The following is an 18531-nucleotide window of genomic DNA, read 5'->3' as shown; positions in this document are numbered from 1 at the left end:
AAAGCATTTCTGAATAGATTGTATGGTGGCCTTGCCAGATGGTTTTATTCAGACTAAAGGCAGAACTATGAGCTATATCATCGACCGCCGCCTAAATGGAAAAAAGAAAAGTACTGTAAATCGGCAACGCTTTTTAAGGCGCTATAAAGCCCATATAAAGAAAGCCGTGGGTGACGCTATGAACAGCCGATCCATAATGGACATGGACAAGGGCGAACGTATCAGCATTCCTACCCGAGATATCAGTGAACCCCTTTTTTCACATGGCTCAGGGGGGCATGTCGAGCGTGTTTTACCCGGCAACAAAGAATTTACCACAGGGGATCGTATTCCACGCCAGCAACCTAAAGGTGGTGATGGAAATGGCGGAGGAGCCAGTGATAGTGGCGAGGGAGTGGATGACTTTGTCTTTCAAATTTCACAGGAAGAATTTCTCGACTTTATGTTTGAAGGGCTACAGCTACCCAACATGGTTAAACAGCGGCTCGCTGGTAATGAGTCCTTTCAAGTTGTCCGCGCTGGAATCAGTAACGAAGGCACCCCTGGTCGGCTAAATGTCATTCGCTCCTTAAGAGCAGCTCACGCTCGTCGTATCGCACTCACTAGTAGTAAAAGACGAAATATCCGTGAACTGGAGAAATCCCTAGAGTTAGAGGAACAAAAAGATACTGCTCTGCGCGATCAGCGCAAGATAGAGGCTCTGAAAGGCGAAATTGCTGAGTTGCGCCGCCGTGTTGGGCGGGTGCCATTTTTGGATGATTTTGATCTGAAATACAATCTATTAATCAAACAACCAAAACCTCGTTCGCGTGCGGTTATGTTCTGCCTTATGGACGTATCCGGCTCTATGAATCAAGCCACTAAAGATATGGCTAAGCGCTTTTTCCTCCTGCTTTATCTTTTCCTGCAACGCAGTTATGAATACACAGAAGTCGTTTTTATCCGCCACCACACTAGCGCCAAGGAAGTGGATGAAGAGGAATTCTTCTACTCTCGTGAGACAGGGGGAACCATCGTATCCAGCGCTTTGAAGTTAATGAGACGGATTATGCGCGATCGATACCCGGAGAGTGAATGGAATATTTACGGCGCCCAAGCTTCAGATGGTGACAACTGGAATGATGACTCCAGCACCTGCCATCGTATCCTAATTGACGACATCATGCCCCATGTACAGTACTACTCCTACGTGGAAATAACTCCCAGAGACCACCAAGCCTTGTGGGAAGAATACGAAAGTGTGCGTACCCTATTCCCAAATCACTTCGCCATGGAGCAAATTGTGGATGTGCAGGATATTTATCCTGTGTTCCGTCAACTGTTCAGCCAGAAGGTGACCGCTCGATGCTAGATACATTTGCCAGCGGCAGCGATTCGCAAAAACCAGAATCAGCAAACCCTATCTCTACCACCTCAGAGTGGACATTTGAGCTGATCCAGGAATATGACCTCGCCATTGGCGCGTTGGCAGACGAATTTGGCCTGGATACCTACCCCAATCAAATTGAGGTTATCAGTTCAGAACAAATGATGGATGCCTACTCTTCGGTGGGTATGCCAGTGGGCTACAACCATTGGTCGTTTGGCAAGCAATTTATAAGTGTTGAGAATAATTATCAGCGCGGTTTAATGGGGCTCGCCTACGAAATTGTTATCAACTCCAACCCCTGCATCGCTTACCTCATGGAAGAAAACACCATGACAATGCAGGCCTTGGTGATCGCTCATGCCTCCTACGGGCACAATTCTTTTTTCAAGGGCAATTACCTTTTCCGCTCCTGGACGGATGCCAGTAGTATTATCGACTACCTAATCTTTGCCAAAAATTATATTTCCCGCTGTGAAGAACGCCACGGGCTTGATGAAGTCGAGGCCATTCTCGACTCCTGCCATGCCTTAATGAACTACGGCGTGGATCGCTATAAACGCCCTTACCCCATCTCCGCTATTGAAGAAGAGCGCCAGCAACAGGAGCGTGAAGAATATCGGCAACGTCAACTCAACGACCTATGGCGAACGATCCCAAAACTTGGAGAAGGCACCGAGGAAACCAATGAGAAACGTTTTCCGGAGGAACCCCAGGAGAACCTCCTTTACTTTATCGAAAAAAATGCCCCCTTACTTGAAGGTTGGCAAAGAGAATTAGTACGTATCGTGCGCAAGCTCGCACAGTATTTTTATCCACAGCGCCAAACTCAAGTCATGAACGAGGGCTGGGCCACTTTTTGGCACTACACACTGCTAACAGAACTCTACCGGCGAGGACGAGTGACTGAAGGCTTTATGATGGAGTTCCTGCAAAGTCATACGAACGTGATCTATCAGCCCAGTTTTGACAGTCCTTATTACAATGGCATCAATCCATACACCTTGGGCTTCAGTATATTTAGTGATCTCCGGCGTATCTGTGAAGAACCAACCGATGAGGATCGCCGCTGGTTCCCAGATATCGCTGGGAGCAATTGGCGAGAAACACTCCAGTTTGCCATGCGCGACTTCAAGGATGAGAGTTTTATCCTACAGTTTCTCTCACCAAAAGTGATGCGTGATATGAAACTCTTTTGTGTCAGCGACAACGATCAGGAAAATGAAATTGTTGTCAGTGCAATCCATGACGAAAGTGGTTATCGACAACTTCGGGAGAATCTCGCGGGCCAGTACAACTTGGGTAATCGAGAACCCAACATACAGGTTTACTCTGTAGATACACGGGGAGATCGTTCACTCACCTTAAATCACACCCAGCATCGCCGCCGGCCACTTGGCAAAGATACTCCGGAAGTTTTAAGGCATCTACACAGACTCTGGGGTTTTGATATACATCTAAACAGCCTCAACGGCGATGAAATTATGGCTAGCTTCCACTGCCCTGAACAGGGCCGTGATCGGCAGGAAGGAGAAGAGGAGTCAATGCTGATTCCGAAACCTATCTGAATCTTTGCACGGGAGCTTTTTGTTAAAACTCCCGTGCAAACGGGGCGAATGGCCAGGAATAAATCCAGGCAGAAAACTTGGCTTAGTGATCAGCCTCTAACAGCAACCTGGCTTTAGCAGCCAGTTCACCGCGTTCTTCACGATGTGCCAGAAGGGCATCGGCCCCCGCATCCAGCCAGCGGGCTTTATCCAGATCTTCCTCAGCAGCCACAACCAGGATACGCAGGCTGCTATACTCGCTGCGCGACCTCAAGTAATCCAGTACCTGAAAGCCCCCGTCACCAACCAATGCGGCATCGACAACCAACAGCGCCGGCTTGGCATTAGCTAATAAAACACCCGCAGAGAAACTGTCACCAGCCACTTCAATTTCACAGCCGATATTTTTCAAGGCCTGGAGGCCTGAAGAAGTCAGTTCCGGATCTGTTGTCAGCAACAGAACTTTGCGACTGGGTACCGCCAGGTCATTCGGCACTGGCATAGAGTTATCCCGCAGGAAACCCACGAAGTCCTCTACACAAATCCGATGGTCGCCACGCCCAGGAAGCTTGTAAGCCTTGAGCTGCCCCCGCTCAATCCAGCGAATCACCGTTCGGAAGTTGACCCCACAATACCGAGCCGCTTCCCCGGTGGTTAGCACATGTAGTTCGCTCATATTTATTCTCCCCAACAACTGCAATCCTTGACGAACAAGTCAATTTCAAAAGCCCCAACTCCATCCCCCGAAGCCAGGCGCGAAATTATCCTGCCCAACAGGATCGCCCCTATAAATTATGCTGTTCAATGCTGCAAAACCAGCCCGAAATTCGGTCCATGTATTTAGTTAACGAACAGAGATACAACCCCCTCAAAAAATACTAAAAGATATAGTTGACAGGTATGACAGGTCACATAGAATGACTTCAGATTTAGCGGTACCAGTGTGTCGCCAGATCCTCTCCAGCGGGTATGGCCGGTAAGTCAGCGATCCCGCTATTGGCAATTAGATGTTTGCTAAGCGAATACCCTAAGACCCTGGGCCCCCTTGTTTTTTCGGGGCCTTTTTTTTATCTTGCCAAAACCTCTGACTCTCCTTCCCTGCATTCTTATCCAGCAGCACCCCTGCGGACATTGCCGGAATAAATGGACTTATGGCAGTACAATCACCTACCGAATTAATGATATCTCCAGCTCTGGAGAACAATTTTTGAAGATCTACCTTGTTGGCGGCGCAGTGCGCGACAGACTTTTGAATCGTCCAGTCACCGAGCGTGACTGGGTAGTGGTTGGGGCAGATGTAAATAGAATGCAGGATCTCGGATACAGCCCAGTCGGCAAAGATTTTCCAGTATTCCTACACCCTGAGACCGGTGAAGAATACGCGCTCGCTCGCACCGAAAGAAAGAGCGGACACGGCTATGGCGGTTTTACCGTTAACGCCGATGCCAATATCACCCTGGAAGAGGATCTCCTGCGGCGAGATCTCACTATTAATGCCATTGCAGAAGACACCGACGGCAAGCTAATTGACCCCTACGGCGGGCAGAAAGATCTGGAGGCACGGCTTTTGCGCCATGTTTCCCCTGCTTTTGCCGAAGACCCGCTAAGAGTTCTGCGAGTGGCCCGCTTTGCCGCCCGCTACCATCACCTTGGCTTTAGCGTTGCCCCTGAAACCATGATACTCATGCGCCAGATGGTAGAAGCGGGTGAAGTGGAATATCTGGTGGCCGAGAGAGTCTGGAAAGAGGTCAGCCGGGCGCTTACCGAGCCAGACCCCGATATTTTTATTCGAGTACTGCGAGACTGCGGTGCCCTCTCGGTACTGTTACCAGAATTAGAGAATTTGTTTGGTGTTCCCCAGCCGCCCAAACACCACCCCGAAGTGGACACTGGAGAACACGTACTGCTAGCCCTGCGCGCCGCACCGGCAGAGCTCCCCTTGCGTTTTGCAGTACTGCTACACGACCTGGGCAAAGGACTGACTCCCGAGGAGATTCTCCCCAGTCACCACGGCCATGAGGCCGCCGGCGTGCCCCTGGTAAAGGCCGTCTGTGAGCGCTGGCGTACCCCAAAAGACCTGACTGCACTAGCTGTCGGGGTCTGCGAATATCACCTGCATTGCCACAGAGCCTTCGAATTGCGCCCACAGAGCATTATGAAGATGATCCGCAGTCTGGATGCCTTTCGACGTCCCGAACGATTTGAAAACTTTCTTCGCGCCTGTGAGGCAGATGCCCGAGGTCGTGAGGGGCTGGAGAATCGAGATTATCCACAGGTGGAATTTTTACGCGCCGCTCGAGATGAGGCAGCGGCAGTAACTGCCGAGGAGTTGATTAAACAGGGCTACCAGGGTGCGAAACTGGGGCAAGCATTGGACCGGGAGCGTATCAAGGCAATCGCCAAAGTAAAGGATGACTACATTGCGTAATGTGTTGATTACCGGTGCCGCCGCACGCCTGGGCCGTGCTATTGCTGAGGAGCTACATAAAGATCACAGAGTTGTTATTCACTATCGCAACTCGGCTGATGCTGCCAAGGCCCTGGCAAACGAGCTGAACCAACGTCGCCCCAACTCTGCCATAGCGTTGCACAGTGAGTTGAATAGCGCCGAAGCCTGTTCCAATCTGGCCCAACGCGCACAAGAGGCCTGGGGCAGTATTGATGTTCTGGTCAACAATGCCTCAGCATTTCACCCCACACCTGTGGGAAATGCGACCGAGGAGGACTGGGATCGGCTGGTAGGCAGCAACCTCAAAGCCCCTTTCTTTCTCACTCAGGCCCTGAAAGAAACACTCAGCCAACAACAGGGTTGCGTTGTTAATATGGCGGATATTCACGCCGAGCGCCCGATGCCCGAGCACACTATTTACTGCGCCGCCAAGGCTGGGCTAGTAATGCTGACAAAAAGCCTCGCTCTGGAGCTGTCTCCCCAGGTCCAGGTCAATGCAGTCGCCCCCGGTGCCATTCTTTGGCCAGAGCAAGAGGCAACTAACGAAGCCAAGAAAGCACAGATCACCCAGCGCATTCCTTTGGCCCGAACCGGTGACCCCAGTGATATCGCCAAAACCGTGCGCTTCCTGGTCTGTGACGCCCCCTATATCAACGGTCAGGTTATTGCCGTTGACGGCGGCCGCAACCTCAATATCTAGAGCAGTCCAACCAATAAACAGTCCAACAACGAGGCTTCACTTCAATTTCACCGGCACTCTGTCAGAATGTTTTGCAACTTCCTCTGCCAAAAGAGATTTGCCGGTGCGCTCACTGAAGATATTGTTGATTGAAGATAACCCCACTATCGCCCGCCAGCTTGCCGAATTCCTGCACGCTGAGGGCTGGCAGATAGATTATGCCCAGCGGGGCCGCCAGGGCTTACAGCTGGCCCTGGAACAAATCTTCGACCTGATTATTCTCGACCTGGGCCTGCCGGATATGGACGGCTTAGAGGTCTGCGAAAAGATCAAGGCACAAGCGCCAGTTAACATGCCAATTCTGATGTTAACTGCCCGAGATGCTCTCGCAGATAAAGAACGCGGATTTGGTATCGGTGCCGATGACTACTTATGTAAGCCCTTCGAACCAAGGGAACTGATACTGAGATGCCGTGCCCTGGCACGTAGACACCAGCTGCATACCAGTGAAGAAATTAAGGTCGGTGATTTACAGATAAACCAGCGCCAGCAAACGGCCTACCGGGATAAACAACCTCTGCCCCTGACAACTATCGGTTTTCGCATTCTCACTATGCTCGCCCAGGCGTCGCCAGCACCAGTAAGCCGCTCGGCAATAATCCACCATATTTGGGGTGATGAACCCCCAGAAACAGACGCCTTAAAATCCCACATTTATAGTCTTCGCCAAACACTGGATAAGCCTTTCCAGGCCCCTATGTTGAAAACCATCACCAATCTCGGTTATCAGTTGGAAACTCCCAATGCGCGAAACCAGTAATTTACAGAGGAAGGTCTTCGCTATTTTTGGCAGTTTTACCCTGCTGCTATGCTTGGTGTTTTTTGCCATTTGTATGATGGTGGCCTATGTAGTTGAAGACCATTTACTCGATAACTTATTGGCCGGAGAAGTCCGCTACCTCGAACAGCAGGCAAGACTGACTAATGCGACCCCAGAGCCACGCCTACCCTATTTAACGCTATACACTGAAAGCAAAATAATTCCGGCCGAACTGCGCACTGCCTTACCAAGCTATGCAGAAAAGGCTGAGTGGTTTAGTGATACTGAACATCACTTCCATTTACGCAGAGTACATTTTCCGGACAACCATTCCGCCGTTCTCGTAGCTGAAGTCAGTGAATTGCTCACTGTTACCCGACAATCTTCAAAGCTTCTCTGGCTTTTTGCCAGCGCCTGTATCTTGACCCTACTCTTAGCCCTCTATTGTGCTTTTCGTATTTCCCGTAAAACCATCGCGCCTGTAGTAACCCTCGCTAAAGCAGTTCAGCGGCAGAGAAACTGCGATTCTCAAATTTCCCTGCCCTATAACAATGAACAAGATGAAATCGGTTATCTCGCAAGTACGTTGCAAGATACTCTTAACCAGCTCAAGCTAACATTGCGCAGGGAAACTGAGTTTACCCGGGATACAAGCCATGAGTTGCGCACCGGGCTAACCATTCTGAAAAGCACGCTGGCTCTCAGTCAAAATCGGGAAATGACTTTAGCTGAGAAAAATGAGCTATTAGAAACTGTTACCGGTATGGAAAAAACCGTTAAGACACTATTAGCCCTCGCCCGCTCTGAGTCTCTACAGTCGGAAGATATCCCGTTGTGCGCTTTACTAGAGGAACGTCTTTTAGCTCAACACCAGTTAATTGTACAAAAGCATTTTAATGTTGATTTAAAGTTAGGGCACAAAGTCAGAGTCCTGGCCAATCGACACCTGGTAAGTCTGCTCTTCGACAACTTGATCAGCAATGCATTACAGCACGCTACCAGCCCTGAATTGGTTATTACCTATAAGGGGGACACACTCTTTTTTGAGAACGCCACAGACAACCAATTAGATCTAGAAACCTCCCTCTTACCCGGCCAAAAAAGGGAAGGCAGTGATGGTATTGGTCAAGGCCTTTTCCTGGCCAAGAGAATCTGTGAAGCCTTAAATTGGACCATCTCAATCCAATGTCGAAACAATACTTATCAGTGCGCTCTGTCTTTTACACAGTAGCGTTCTAAGATTCAAATTTTTACCGTATGCGCTCGATATGCACAGTGAATCGGCATCCATACCTTATACGATCTCGAGTGCAGCTTTTTCTTTCTTCCTAAATAGCAATTACAATCTCACCTGAATTTCACCTTCCATCCCTTATTCTCCTACGAACTCACTAGAAGATTTTCCGTCTACTACTGCAATTTTGGAGATTAATATGTTGAAGAAAATTGTTATTTCCCTGGCACTGACTTTGTCCGTATTTTTTGGTTTTATTATTTGGATTAAGGGCCTAATTCCACCCCAAGAGCAGGACTTTTCCACTACGACAGTAAGTGACCTGCCGTATTTACAACAATTACCCAGGGAAAGCCGAGGAAAAATCTTAGCTGTTGTCACCAGTACTGAAACGATGGGAGATAGTGGCAAGGCAACTGGTTATGAATTAACTGAACTGGCACGCCCCTATTACATCTTTTCAGCCAACGGATTTATTATCGATATTGCCAGTCCCAAAGGCGGCAAACCGCCTGCGGTGATCGATAAAGATGATCTGGGGCCTTTCGACTATGCCTTTCTCAATGACCCGGAGGCACAACAAAAGGTCAACAACAGTATTCCTATCGATCAGGTATCAGCAGAGGATTACCAGGCCGTATTTTTTGTCGGCGGTAAAGGCACTATGTTCGATTTCCCTGACAATCCCCATATCCAGTCCCTGGTGCGGGAAATCTATAACAGCGGCAAAATTATCGGAGCGGTATGCCACGGGCCAGCAGCCCTTGCCAATGTCACCCTGGATAATGGCAAGCTCTTAATCGCCGATCGGCAGATCAGTGCTTTTACTAACGAAGAGGAGCTTTTTCTTATCCCTGACGCCGAGCAACGATTTCCATTCCTGCTTGAGGATCGCTTACGTGAGCAAGGCGCGTTTTTTCAGGCTGGGCCCACTTACCTGGAACAAGTCAGCGTGGATGGCCAGCTTATTACCGGGCAAAACCCCTGGTCCACCTGGCTGGCGGCTGAGAGTATGGTAAGCGCGATGGGGTACACCCCTGTTCCACGCCAAATCACTCCGGCGGAGCAGACCGTCAAATTACTACTCACTTATGAGCAGAGTGGCTTTACCGAGGCCACAGAGAAATTACAAAAGCTTCAGAAGAAGGGGAAAATAGACCAGCGCCTACTGGCCATGCACGGCGTTATCTCTGTTATGCGTTGGGAGCCGGGCAGGGCTCTGGACATAATCAGACTGCTGTCCAAGAGCCAGGATTGATTGAGCCCCTCAAAAAGCCAACTAGCCAGCCTGCTCTAGGGGCTGGCCATTTTCATCCACAAATAATACATCGCGAATACTGAGTTTTTGTCCCTGGGCATTCTGCACAGCCACTTCGGAGATAGGCTCACCATTTTTTTTATCGACCAGATGCATCCCATCTTTATTGCCGTTCCAGCGCAGATTCCACTGGCGTAGGGCGATTACCACCGTAAACAAGTCCCGACCTTTTTCCGTTAAGCGGTACTCGTAGCGAGTGCCGTGTTCACCCGCATCAAAGCGCACCAGAACCTCGTTTTCCACCAGACGGGATAACCGATCCACAAGGATATTTTTGGCAATTCCCAGGCTTCTTTGGAAATCCACAAAACGGCGGGTACCCAGCATCGCCTGCTTAATTATCAGCAGGGACCACCAGTCCCCCACCTCATTTAGGGCGCAAGCCAGGGAGCAATCAAGATCATCAAAGCGTTTACGTGACATATAGGGAGCCTCTAAATAACTCCGTGATACCTCTGGCATGCAGAGCGGTTCACAATAAAGGCGCGGCTTCGCAAGAATGTCTAGACCTTTCAAGAAGTCGCAACGCGGAGTGTGAATCGCTCTGCAAGCCCCGAAGGGCGGGCCTTGAAGGCCACAGCTGCTGCGTTGCAGCTCTTGCAAAGGACTGAGCCATTCGCGGCGAGCTGCGCCTAACATCTGCAGCCTTCATGGCCCGCAGAGGCATTACGGAGTTATTCAGAGGCTCCCTAGCCATTATACCGACAAAAGAGTTGCAATACGAAACCAGATATTGAACTCAACCTTAAAATAAGGTCTTATAACGCAACCATTTTAATTGTGACCTAGTGGGACCAGTGAGTCCCAGTGTTGAATCGAGACATTCAGGAGAGAAATATGAGTGGTTCCCTGGACAACCTACTGCGTCCTTTCGAGCATAAATCCCTAAAGCTGCGCAACCGGGTCGCAATGGCCCCCATGACACGCACTATGTCACCGGGCTATACAGCCAATGACCAAGTGGCCGGCTATTACCGCCGTCGAGCTGAAGGTGAAGTGGGACTGATTATTACCGAAGGCACCTTCGTTAATCATAAAGCTGCCAACGGCTACGAGAATGTACCGGCAATCTACGGTGAAGCCGCTCTCGCCGGCTGGAAAAAAGTGGTAGACGAAGTACACGCTGCCGGTGGCCAGATTATCCCGCAGTTATGGCACGTAGGCTCCGTGCGCAAAGAGGGCACAGGCCCGGATAAATCAGTACCCGGCTACTCCCCCTCAGGCCTGTTCAAACCCGGCAAGCCCAATGGCCAGGCGATGAGCAAAGAGGACATTCGGGAAGTTGTACAAGCTTTTGCAGACGCGGCGAAAGCAGCCAAGGAAATTGGGTTTGACGGCGTAGAGATTCACGGCGCCCACGGCTACCTGATCGACCAGTTTTTCTGGGAAGGTACCAACCAACGCGATGACGAGTACGGTGGCTCCATCGAAAATCGCACCCGCTTTGCAGTGGAAATTATCAAAGCGGTACGTGAGGCCGTAGGCGAAGATTTCGCCATAGTGCTGCGCTACTCCCAATGGAAGCAGCAGGATTACGAAGCCAAGTTGGCGCAAAACCCGGAAGAACTGAAACGCTTCCTGACTCCGCTACTTGAAGCCGGCGTTGATATTTTCCACGCTTCTACAAGACGCTTCTGGGTGCCAGAATTTGAGGGTTCTGATCTCAACCTGGCAGGCTGGACCAAGGAGCTGACTGGAAAACCAGTAATTTCTGTCGGCAGTGTCGGCCTTGACGATGATTTTATCGGCGGCAATAACCAGGGCATGGGCGGTACTGCCAACCCTACCGATCTAGGCGAACTAACTCGTCGTATGGACAACCAGGAGTTCGACCTGATTGCCGTTGGCCGCGCACTATTACAAGACTCACACTGGTTCGCTAAGGTACGTGAAGATCGCGCGGAGGAAATCACTCCGTTTACCAAAGAGGCACTAATGAGCCTGAGTTAATTTTTACTGACAAAAAAGCAGCCTCTAAAGGCTGCTTTTTATCTACATTTTTTAAAAAATTATTGGAATCACGGCCAAATAAATTCTACCGGCCACAATTTTTGTGAAGCCTGGTCGTACTCATTCCACAACTGACGGTAAGTTTTCTGCTCGATCGGATGCAATACTTCCGGAGCAATCTCTGCCAAAGGCTGTAAAACAAAGGCATTTTTTACAATCTCACCTCGAGGCAATTTCACTCCATCGATAGTCCCCGTAAGTTGATCATAGGTAAGAATATCAATATCCAGGGTGCGCGCACTGAATTTAGGTCCAGAGCGCAGGCGGCCGTTGGCATCTTCGATACCACGCAGACACAGGGCCAGCTGTCCTACTGGCAGGTCAGTTTGTAGCCCCACCACCAGATTGTAAAAATTATCCCCTGGGAATCCTACCGCTTCGCTCTCGAAAACCTGAGACACCTTCAAGTCGCCAAACTGTCCTGCAAGGGCATCCAGCGCTGCGCGGATATATTGCGCGCGATTGATATTACTGCCGAGGCTAAGATACACCTGAGCCACGTTTACACTCCCGCAGACATCGCTGCTGCACCTTTTGCTGGCCTTTCGCCACGCTCAATAATGACACCCACATCCCTGGACCCTCGGACCGCACCCGGCTTGGACAAACGCAGTCGCAGCCAGCTTACGGAAAACTCTTCCCTGACAATTGCCGCAGCCTGTTCCGCCATAGTTTCCACCAGCAAGAACTCGCTGCTTTCAATAAAAGCGATCAAGCGCTTGGCCACCGCCTTATAGTTAAGTGTGTGCTCGATATTGTCTGTACGCGCCGCCTCGCTGATATCGAAAGCCATTTCTATATCAAGGCTGACAGTCTGGCGTACTTCCCGCTCCCACTCGTAAATACCGATAATGGTATTCACCTTTAAATCCCGTATATAAACAATATCCATTTATCGGCTCTTTTCTTTTTACTGCCAGGATGCCCCTGGGATTTCTTAAAGTTCGGTCTTGGGCAATTCTGTCATTGGCCAACGTGGACGCACATCAACTGCAAGGCTCGTCTGTTCTCCGGCTTGCAAACGCAGACTACCGGCATAGGCGATCATAGCGCCGTTATCGGTGCAAAACTCATGACGGGGGTAGTAGACGCTGGCACTATCCTTGCGCAGGCTCATTTCCAAACGTTCACGCAACAACTTATTCGCGGAAACCCCACCGGCAATTACCAGAGTTTTATAACCAGAGGCTTTAATTGCACGACGACATTTAATCACTAGAGTATCCACGACCGCCTCTTGGAAGGCTGCCGCAATATCCGCACAGGTCTGTTCATCCGGCAGGCCATCTTCGAGGGCGTGCTGACGCACAGTGGTCAGGGTGAAGGTTTTTAAGCCCGAAAAGCTGAAATCCAGCCCCGGTCGATCCGTCATAGGGCGAGGGAATGTAAAGCGCTTGGGATCACCTTTCTCAGCCAAGGCTGCCAATCGCGGACCACCGGGGTAGTCCAGATCGAGCATCTTGGCGGCCTTGTCAAAAGCTTCGCCAGCGGCATCGTCCAGGGATTCCCCCATCAGTTCGTAGTCGCCAAGACCGCGCACTTCGACTAATTGGGTATGACCACCAGAGACCAGCAAGGCCACAAAAGGAAAAGCCGGTGGATTGTCCTCCAGCATCGGAGCTAATAAATGCCCCTCCATATGATGCACCGCCACAGCGGGCACCCCCCAGCCATACGCCAGGGCGCGGCCGGCACAGGCGCCCACCATCAGGGCGCCAACCAAGCCTGGACCGGCGGTATAAGCTACACCCCCCAAATCGGAAGGCTTGGTATTGGTCTTCGCCATTACCTGCCGTACCAACGGCAACAGCTTGCGCACATGGTCGCGGCTTGCCAGTTCAGGGACTACACCGCCGTAATCGGCGTGCAGGTCAACCTGACTAAATAGAGCATGGCCGAGCAGACCGGACTCAGAATCGTAGATAGCGACGCCAGTTTCATCGCAGGAAGTTTCTATACCGAGGACGCGCACTTGATTTCATTCTCGTGACTACTTCGAGGGGCGGTTATCATACTGGAAAATGGGGTTGCGATCCCGTATAGGAGTGTTTAGAATTTGCGCCCTCGCTGTGAACCGGCCACCGGATGCAACTGCGAGAGCATTGCCGGAATGGCCGAGAGAAACGAATTTTAACAGGTATCCTAATGCCCTCTGTACGAATCAAAGACAACGAACCTTTCGATATCGCTCTGCGCCGCTTCAAGCGCTCCTGTGAAAAAGCAGGCGTACTGTCTGAAGTACGTCGTCGCGAGTTCTACGAGAAGCCCACCGCTGTTCGTAAGCGCAAAGCTGCTGCCGCTGTTAAGCGTCACGCTAAAAAGCTTCAGCGCGAAAACCGCAAGTTCCAGCGTCTCTACTAAGAGCCGCAGGCTGAATAAGCCTGTCGCAGCGAGGCGGCCGGACGGGCTTAGCCCGTAGCGGAGCTATAAAGAACGGCGTGCGAGCCCTACTCGCGCGCCGTTTTTCGTTCTGCCAACCGCATTCTCCATGCTCGGCGGACGCGCTATCCTTAGCGCTCAACCCAATAAACCACAATCAATGCCAATCCCGGAACACTCACTATGAGCACTCTCAAGGACACCCTGACTCAAGCGACCAAAGACGCAATGAAAGCACGCGACAAAGAGCGTCTTGCCACCCTGCGTTTAATCAATGCTGAGATCAAACGAGTTGAAGTGGATGAGCGCATCGATCTGGATGACGCGCGTATCCTCGCTCTGCTGGACAAGATGACCAAACAGCGTCGCGACTCCATCACCCAGTATGAAAAGGCCGGCCGCGCCGAGCTGGCTGCAGTGGAACAGGCGGAGATCGAAGTCATCCAAGAGTTCCTGCCCAAGCAGTTGACCGAAGCGGAGATTAGCGAAATTGTCGCTTCCGCCGTGCAGAGCACCGGGGCCAGCGGTATGGCCGACATGGGTAAAGTGATTGCCCAGGTGAAGCCCCAGGTTCAAGGCCGTGCAGATATGGGCGCAGTCAGCAAATTGGTTAAGGCCCGACTGGCCTAACGCCCAGCCGGATTACAGAAAAGTATGCCCAGCAAGATCCCCCAGCACTTTATCGACGACCTGCTCGCCCGCGCAGATATCGTCGAGCTGGTGGACAGTAGGGTAAAACTGCGCAAGACCGGAAAAAACTACTCCGCCTGCTGCCCCTTCCACGACGAAAAAACCCCATCCTTTACCGTGAGCCCAGACAAGCAGTTCTACTACTGCTTCGGCTGTGGCGCCAACGGCAATGCAATCGGCTTCCTGATGGAATACGATCGCCTGCCATTTCCCGAAGCCGTGGAAAAACTGGCAGCCACCCGCGGCTTGGAAGTACCCAGAGAGGCATTGGCTCCCGGGCAGGAAAAGCGCCAGAGGGAAAGCCAATCCCTCTATCTACTGGCGGAAAAAGCTGCAGAATTCTACCGTGAACAGCTACGCAACCACCCTGCAGCAGGTAACGCAGTGGCCTACTTGCGCAATCGCGGATTATCCGGGGAGATTGCCCGAGATTTCGACATCGGCTTGGCACCACCGGGCTGGGACAACCTGCTCAACGCCCTGGCCGACACTCCCGAAAAAGCCGACCAGCTTGAACTGGCAGGACTCGCCATTCGTCGCCAGGACAGTGACGGCAACAGCAAACCAGGCGGGCGTCATCACTACGACCGCTTCCGTAACCGTATCATCTTCCCCATTCGCGACCAGCGCGGCCGCACCATCGCCTTTGGCGGCCGGGTATTGGGGGACGAAAAGCCCAAGTACCTCAACTCCCCGGAAACCCCGATTTTCCACAAGAGCCGTGAACTCTACGGCCTGTGGGAGGCGCGCCAGGCCAATCGCAACTTAGAGCGCTTGATCGTGGTGGAGGGCTATATGGATGTAGTGGCCCTGGCACAGTTCGATATCCGCTACGCCGTCGCCACCCTTGGCACCGCCTGCGGCGAAGAGCACATTCAGCTGGCCTTTCGCCATACTAGTGAATTGCTATTCTGTTTTGATGGTGACCGCGCCGGCCGCGCCGCCGCCCGCCGCGCACTGGAATCTGCCCTGCCCCATATGCAGGACGGCCGCAGCCTACGCTTTTTGTTGCTGCCGGAAGGCGAAGACCCCGACACTCTGGTGCGGCAACTGGGTGGAGAACGTTTCCAGCAACTGATAGAAGAGCAGGCCCGCCCCCTGGAGGACTTTCTCTTCGACCTGCTCAGCGAAGACATCAACCTCCAGACCATGGACGGCCGCGCGCGCCTGTCCAAGCTGGCCGCCCCACTGCTGGATTTGCTGCCAGGAGGCGTATATCGCCAACTGATGTTCCAGCAGCTGGCCTCGCGTACCGGACTCGACAAAGACACTCTGCAGGAGGTGATTCACGCGGAGAAGGCTCGCAACACCCAGTTACAGCAAGCACAGGCACAGCCAACTGTCACCGGCGCACCCCTCTCTACCGAGCAGGATGAGGAACTCCAACACCGCACTCCACCGGAACCCTGGCCCCGCGAAGACGAATCTGAATATTCCCCCACACTTGGGGACAGCCCACGCCGCACCGGCCAGTATCGCCTACCTCCTGAACGTATGCTGGTAGCGCTGATCCTCCACCACCCCGAGCTGGCCACGCAGATTGAGGACTTGCAACAGTTCCTCGGCGCCGACAACCCAGACCTGCTGCTATTTGCCCAGCTGGTGGAGCTTTTCAAGAGCCGCCCACAACTTAACTTTCGCCAATTGATCGGCCACTGGCGCGCCCATCACGGCGCCGAATCCAGCGATATTCTGGCTAAGCTGGCGATATCTCCCCTAGTTTCCGGGGTTCGTCACCTAGCCCAAGGCGATAGCAACCTGGAATACGATCCCCAGGCTGAATTTAACGACTGTCTACGTCACCTAGAAAAATCCGATGCCAAGCAGCGCAATCGCGATCTCTTGGCCCAGTTAAAAGCCGGTGCCCAGCTCAGTCAGGAAGAACAACTGGCTTTATTGGCCAACTGGCGCAGAAAAGACAATTAATCTGCAATAACCCCTTGAAAACTGCGGCCTCAACACTATATTCACTCACCCCGCCGGGCGGGAACGGGAACCTCAGCACCCTAAAATTCACACCAGAGCCGTTGCTTGACAGCTAGAGTGGTTATTGCTAGTGCATATACGCTATAATCCCGCGTCTTTGTCCCGTATTTTCATCCCCAGAATTCAGGGTTGTGCATGACCGACAAAACCCAGCAACAAACCTCCCGTATCAAGGAGTTGATCGCCCGCGGTAAAGAGCAGGGCTATCTCACCTATGCCGAGGTAAATGACCACCTCCCGGAAGATATTTCCGATCCCGATCAGGTGGAAGACATTATTGGCATGATCAACGACATGGGTATCAAGGTGTTCGAAAGCGCACCAGATGCCGAAGAGTTGTTGATGGCCGAGGGTGACAGCTCCGCCGACGAAATCGCCGCAGCCGAAGCCGCCGCCGCACTGGCCGCAGTTGAGTCTGATGTAGGCCGCACCACCGATCCGGTACGCATGTATATGCGCGAAATGGGCACTGTAGAGCTGCTCACGCGCGAGGGCGAAATCGCCATTGCCAAGCGTATCGAAGAGGGCCTGCGCGAGCTGATGGCCGCCCTCGCCTACTGGCCTGGCGCAGTACAGCAAATCATCGATGAATACGCGCTCATCGAGAAAGAGGAGCGCCGTATCCCCGATGTCATCGCCGGCTGGCTCGACCCAGCAGAAGATGTGCCCCCCGGAGCCCAGGCTGGCCAAGCCGCTGTAGTAAGCGACAACAGCAGCGAGTCCTCTGAAAGCGAAGGCGAAGAGGACGATGACTCGGACGACGCCGACGATTCCTCCAGCGAGGAAGAAGAGGAAAACGCCGGCGGTCTCGACCCAGAGGAGCTGGCCGAGCGCATGAATGCGCTGATCGCTGCGCAGAAAGCCGCCGATGAGGCCATCGCCGCCCACGGTCGCGACTCCAAGGAAGCCGGTACTGCTTTGGAAGCCGTCGCCGAGGTATTCCGCTACTTCAAACTGGCACCACGCCAGTTCGATCCTCTCTACGGCGAAGTTCGCGATATTCTCGATAGTGTGCGCAGGCAAGAGCGCATCACTATGAATTTGTGCATCAAGCGTGCACGTATGCCGCGCAAGACCTTTATCAAGGAATTTCCCGGCAACGAAACCAATGAAGAGTGGATCCCCGCGATCATCAAAAAGAAGCGCGACTACTCTGACGCCCTGCGTCATGTCGTAGACGATATCGTTCGCGCGCAACGCAAGCTGGCCCAGTGCCAAGAGCGCTCCGGTCTAGACGTAGGCCAGATCAAAGAGATCAACCGCCGTATGTCCATTGGCGAGGCCCGCTCCCGCCGCGCTAAAAAGGAAATGGTTGAAGCTAACCTACGCCTGGTTATCTCTATCGCCAAGAAGTACACCAATCGCGGCCTGCAGTTCCTGGACCTGATTCAGGAGGGCAATATCGGCCTAATGAAGGCGGTGGATAAGTTCGAATACCGCCGTGGCTATAAGTTCTCCACCTACGCCACCTGGTGGATTCGCCAGGCTATTACCCGCTCTATCGCAGACCAGGCACGTACCATTCGTATCCCGGTGCATATGATTGAGACTATCAACAAGCTCAACCGTATCAGCCGCCAAATGCTACAGGAAATGGGGCGCGAACCCACGCCGGAGGAGCTGGGCGAGCGCATGGATATGCCGGAAGACAAGGTGCGCAAGGTTCTCAAAATCGCCAAGGAGCCCATTTCCATGGAAACTCCTATCGGTGACGATGAAGACTCGCACCTGGGTGACTTTATTGAGGACCAGAACCAGTCCTCCCCGGTGGACACCGCCACCCAGACCGGCCTGCACGACGCCACCCGCTCCGTGCTCTCCGGCCTAACCGCGCGTGAAGCCAAGGTACTGCGTATGCGCTTCGGTATCGACATGAACACCGACCACACCCTGGAAGAGGTGGGTAAGCAGTTCGATGTAACCCGTGAACGTATTCGCCAGATCGAGGCTAAGGCCCTGCGTAAGCTGAGGCACCCATCCCGATCAGAGCACCTGCGGAGCTTCCTCGACGAGTAAGCCCCCACGAAAAAGCCCGGTTCGACCGGGCTTTTTT

17 protein-coding genes are annotated in these 18531 nt (G+C 52.5%); 12 read left to right on the top strand and 5 right to left on the bottom strand.

The features are described 5' to 3' along the window. Positions 1-67 precede the first annotated feature (67 nt). Together ACJJIO_RS12000 and ACJJIO_RS11995 are read left to right on the top strand one after the other, a co-directional pair. A complete protein-coding gene (locus ACJJIO_RS12000) occupies positions 68-1351 on the top strand; it encodes a YeaH/YhbH family protein (RefSeq protein ID WP_444883634.1) in 1284 nt (427 codons plus the stop codon). Next, positions 1345-2934 carry a SpoVR family protein gene (locus tag ACJJIO_RS11995; protein ID WP_444908609.1) on the top strand — a complete coding sequence of 530 codons (1590 nt, stop codon included), beginning with the start codon at positions 1345-1347 and terminating at the stop codon, positions 2932-2934. The genes ACJJIO_RS12000 and ACJJIO_RS11995 overlap by 7 nt, the downstream gene beginning before the upstream one ends. Positions 2935-3016: 82 nt before the next feature. Here the strand turns inward: ACJJIO_RS11995 and ACJJIO_RS11990 are convergent, their stop codons facing one another. Continuing rightward, the gene (locus ACJJIO_RS11990; protein ID WP_444883633.1) at positions 3017-3589 is read right to left on the bottom strand and encodes a helix-turn-helix domain-containing protein; all 573 of its coding nucleotides are present in this window, start codon (positions 3587-3589) and stop codon (positions 3017-3019) included. A gap of 531 nt (positions 3590-4120) precedes the next feature. Here ACJJIO_RS11990 and ACJJIO_RS11985 point away from each other — a divergent pair. From ACJJIO_RS11985 to ACJJIO_RS11965, 5 genes are all read left to right on the top strand, one after another. Continuing rightward, entirely contained in the window at positions 4121-5341 is a 1221-nt protein-coding gene (locus ACJJIO_RS11985; protein WP_444908608.1) for a multifunctional CCA addition/repair protein, read from the top strand. Next, positions 5325-6062, top strand: coding sequence for a pteridine reductase (locus ACJJIO_RS11980; protein ID WP_444908607.1), 738 nt, complete (start codon positions 5325-5327; stop codon positions 6060-6062). The genes ACJJIO_RS11985 and ACJJIO_RS11980 overlap by 17 nt, the downstream gene beginning before the upstream one ends. 103 nt (positions 6063-6165) lie before the next feature. Continuing rightward, on the top strand, positions 6166-6861 hold the full coding sequence (locus tag ACJJIO_RS11975; RefSeq protein ID WP_413664232.1) for a response regulator transcription factor: 696 nt from the start codon (positions 6166-6168) through the stop codon (positions 6859-6861). Then, positions 6845-8092, top strand: a complete 1248-nt coding sequence (locus ACJJIO_RS11970; RefSeq protein ID WP_444908606.1) for a sensor histidine kinase — start codon at positions 6845-6847, stop codon at positions 8090-8092. The genes ACJJIO_RS11975 and ACJJIO_RS11970 overlap by 17 nt, the downstream gene beginning before the upstream one ends. A 202-nt stretch (positions 8093-8294) precedes the next feature. Further along, a complete protein-coding gene (locus ACJJIO_RS11965) occupies positions 8295-9353 on the top strand; it encodes a type 1 glutamine amidotransferase domain-containing protein (protein ID WP_444908605.1) in 1059 nt (352 codons plus the stop codon). 21 nt (positions 9354-9374) lie between these two features. Here ACJJIO_RS11965 and ACJJIO_RS11960 read toward each other — a convergent pair whose 3' ends face one another. Further along, the gene (locus tag ACJJIO_RS11960; RefSeq protein ID WP_444908604.1) at positions 9375-9836 is read right to left on the bottom strand and encodes a winged helix-turn-helix transcriptional regulator; all 462 of its coding nucleotides are present in this window, start codon (positions 9834-9836) and stop codon (positions 9375-9377) included. A gap of 414 nt (positions 9837-10250) precedes the next feature. On the opposite strand from ACJJIO_RS11960, the gene ACJJIO_RS11955 reads away from it, so the two are divergent. Further along, positions 10251-11363: an NADH:flavin oxidoreductase gene (locus ACJJIO_RS11955; protein ID WP_444908603.1), complete on the top strand. Its 1113-nt coding sequence runs from the start codon at positions 10251-10253 to the stop codon at positions 11361-11363. A gap of 68 nt (positions 11364-11431) precedes the next feature. Here the strand turns inward: ACJJIO_RS11955 and folK are convergent, their stop codons facing one another. Genes folK through tsaD form a run of 3 tightly spaced genes read right to left on the bottom strand, consistent with a single transcriptional unit; the run spans position 11432 to position 13395 of the window. Beyond that, the gene (folK, locus tag ACJJIO_RS11950) at positions 11432-11923 is read right to left on the bottom strand and encodes a 2-amino-4-hydroxy-6-hydroxymethyldihydropteridine diphosphokinase (protein ID WP_444899186.1); all 492 of its coding nucleotides are present in this window, start codon (positions 11921-11923) and stop codon (positions 11432-11434) included. A 2-nt stretch (positions 11924-11925) separates the two neighbouring features. Then, on the bottom strand, positions 11926-12315 hold the full coding sequence (gene folB, locus ACJJIO_RS11945) for a dihydroneopterin aldolase (protein ID WP_444887906.1): 390 nt from the start codon (positions 12313-12315) through the stop codon (positions 11926-11928). 45 nt (positions 12316-12360) lie between these two features. Continuing rightward, positions 12361-13395, bottom strand: a complete 1035-nt coding sequence (tsaD, locus tag ACJJIO_RS11940; protein ID WP_444908602.1) for a tRNA (adenosine(37)-N6)-threonylcarbamoyltransferase complex transferase subunit TsaD — start codon at positions 13393-13395, stop codon at positions 12361-12363. 173 nt (positions 13396-13568) lie between these two features. Here tsaD and rpsU point away from each other — a divergent pair, with 173 nt between their 5' ends. The 4 genes from rpsU (at position 13569) to rpoD (ending at position 18494) form a co-directional block, all read left to right on the top strand. Then, the gene (gene rpsU, locus ACJJIO_RS11935; protein WP_020411530.1) at positions 13569-13784 is read left to right on the top strand and encodes a 30S ribosomal protein S21; all 216 of its coding nucleotides are present in this window, start codon (positions 13569-13571) and stop codon (positions 13782-13784) included. Positions 13785-13985: 201 nt separating this feature from the next. After that, positions 13986-14432 carry a GatB/YqeY domain-containing protein gene (locus tag ACJJIO_RS11930; protein WP_444883624.1) on the top strand — a complete coding sequence of 149 codons (447 nt, stop codon included), beginning with the start codon at positions 13986-13988 and terminating at the stop codon, positions 14430-14432. A 24-nt stretch (positions 14433-14456) separates the two neighbouring features. After that, the gene (gene dnaG / locus ACJJIO_RS11925; protein WP_444908601.1) at positions 14457-16418 is read left to right on the top strand and encodes a DNA primase; all 1962 of its coding nucleotides are present in this window, start codon (positions 14457-14459) and stop codon (positions 16416-16418) included. Between the two features lie 195 nt (positions 16419-16613). Beyond that, positions 16614-18494, top strand: a complete 1881-nt coding sequence (gene rpoD / locus ACJJIO_RS11920; protein WP_444887903.1) for an RNA polymerase sigma factor RpoD — start codon at positions 16614-16616, stop codon at positions 18492-18494. The last annotated feature ends 37 nt before the right edge of the window (positions 18495-18531 follow it).

The sequence above is a fragment of the Microbulbifer mixtoriginis (SeqCode) genome (genome assembly GCF_052467235.1).
This window is presented reverse-complemented; position numbering and strand designations above follow the sequence as displayed.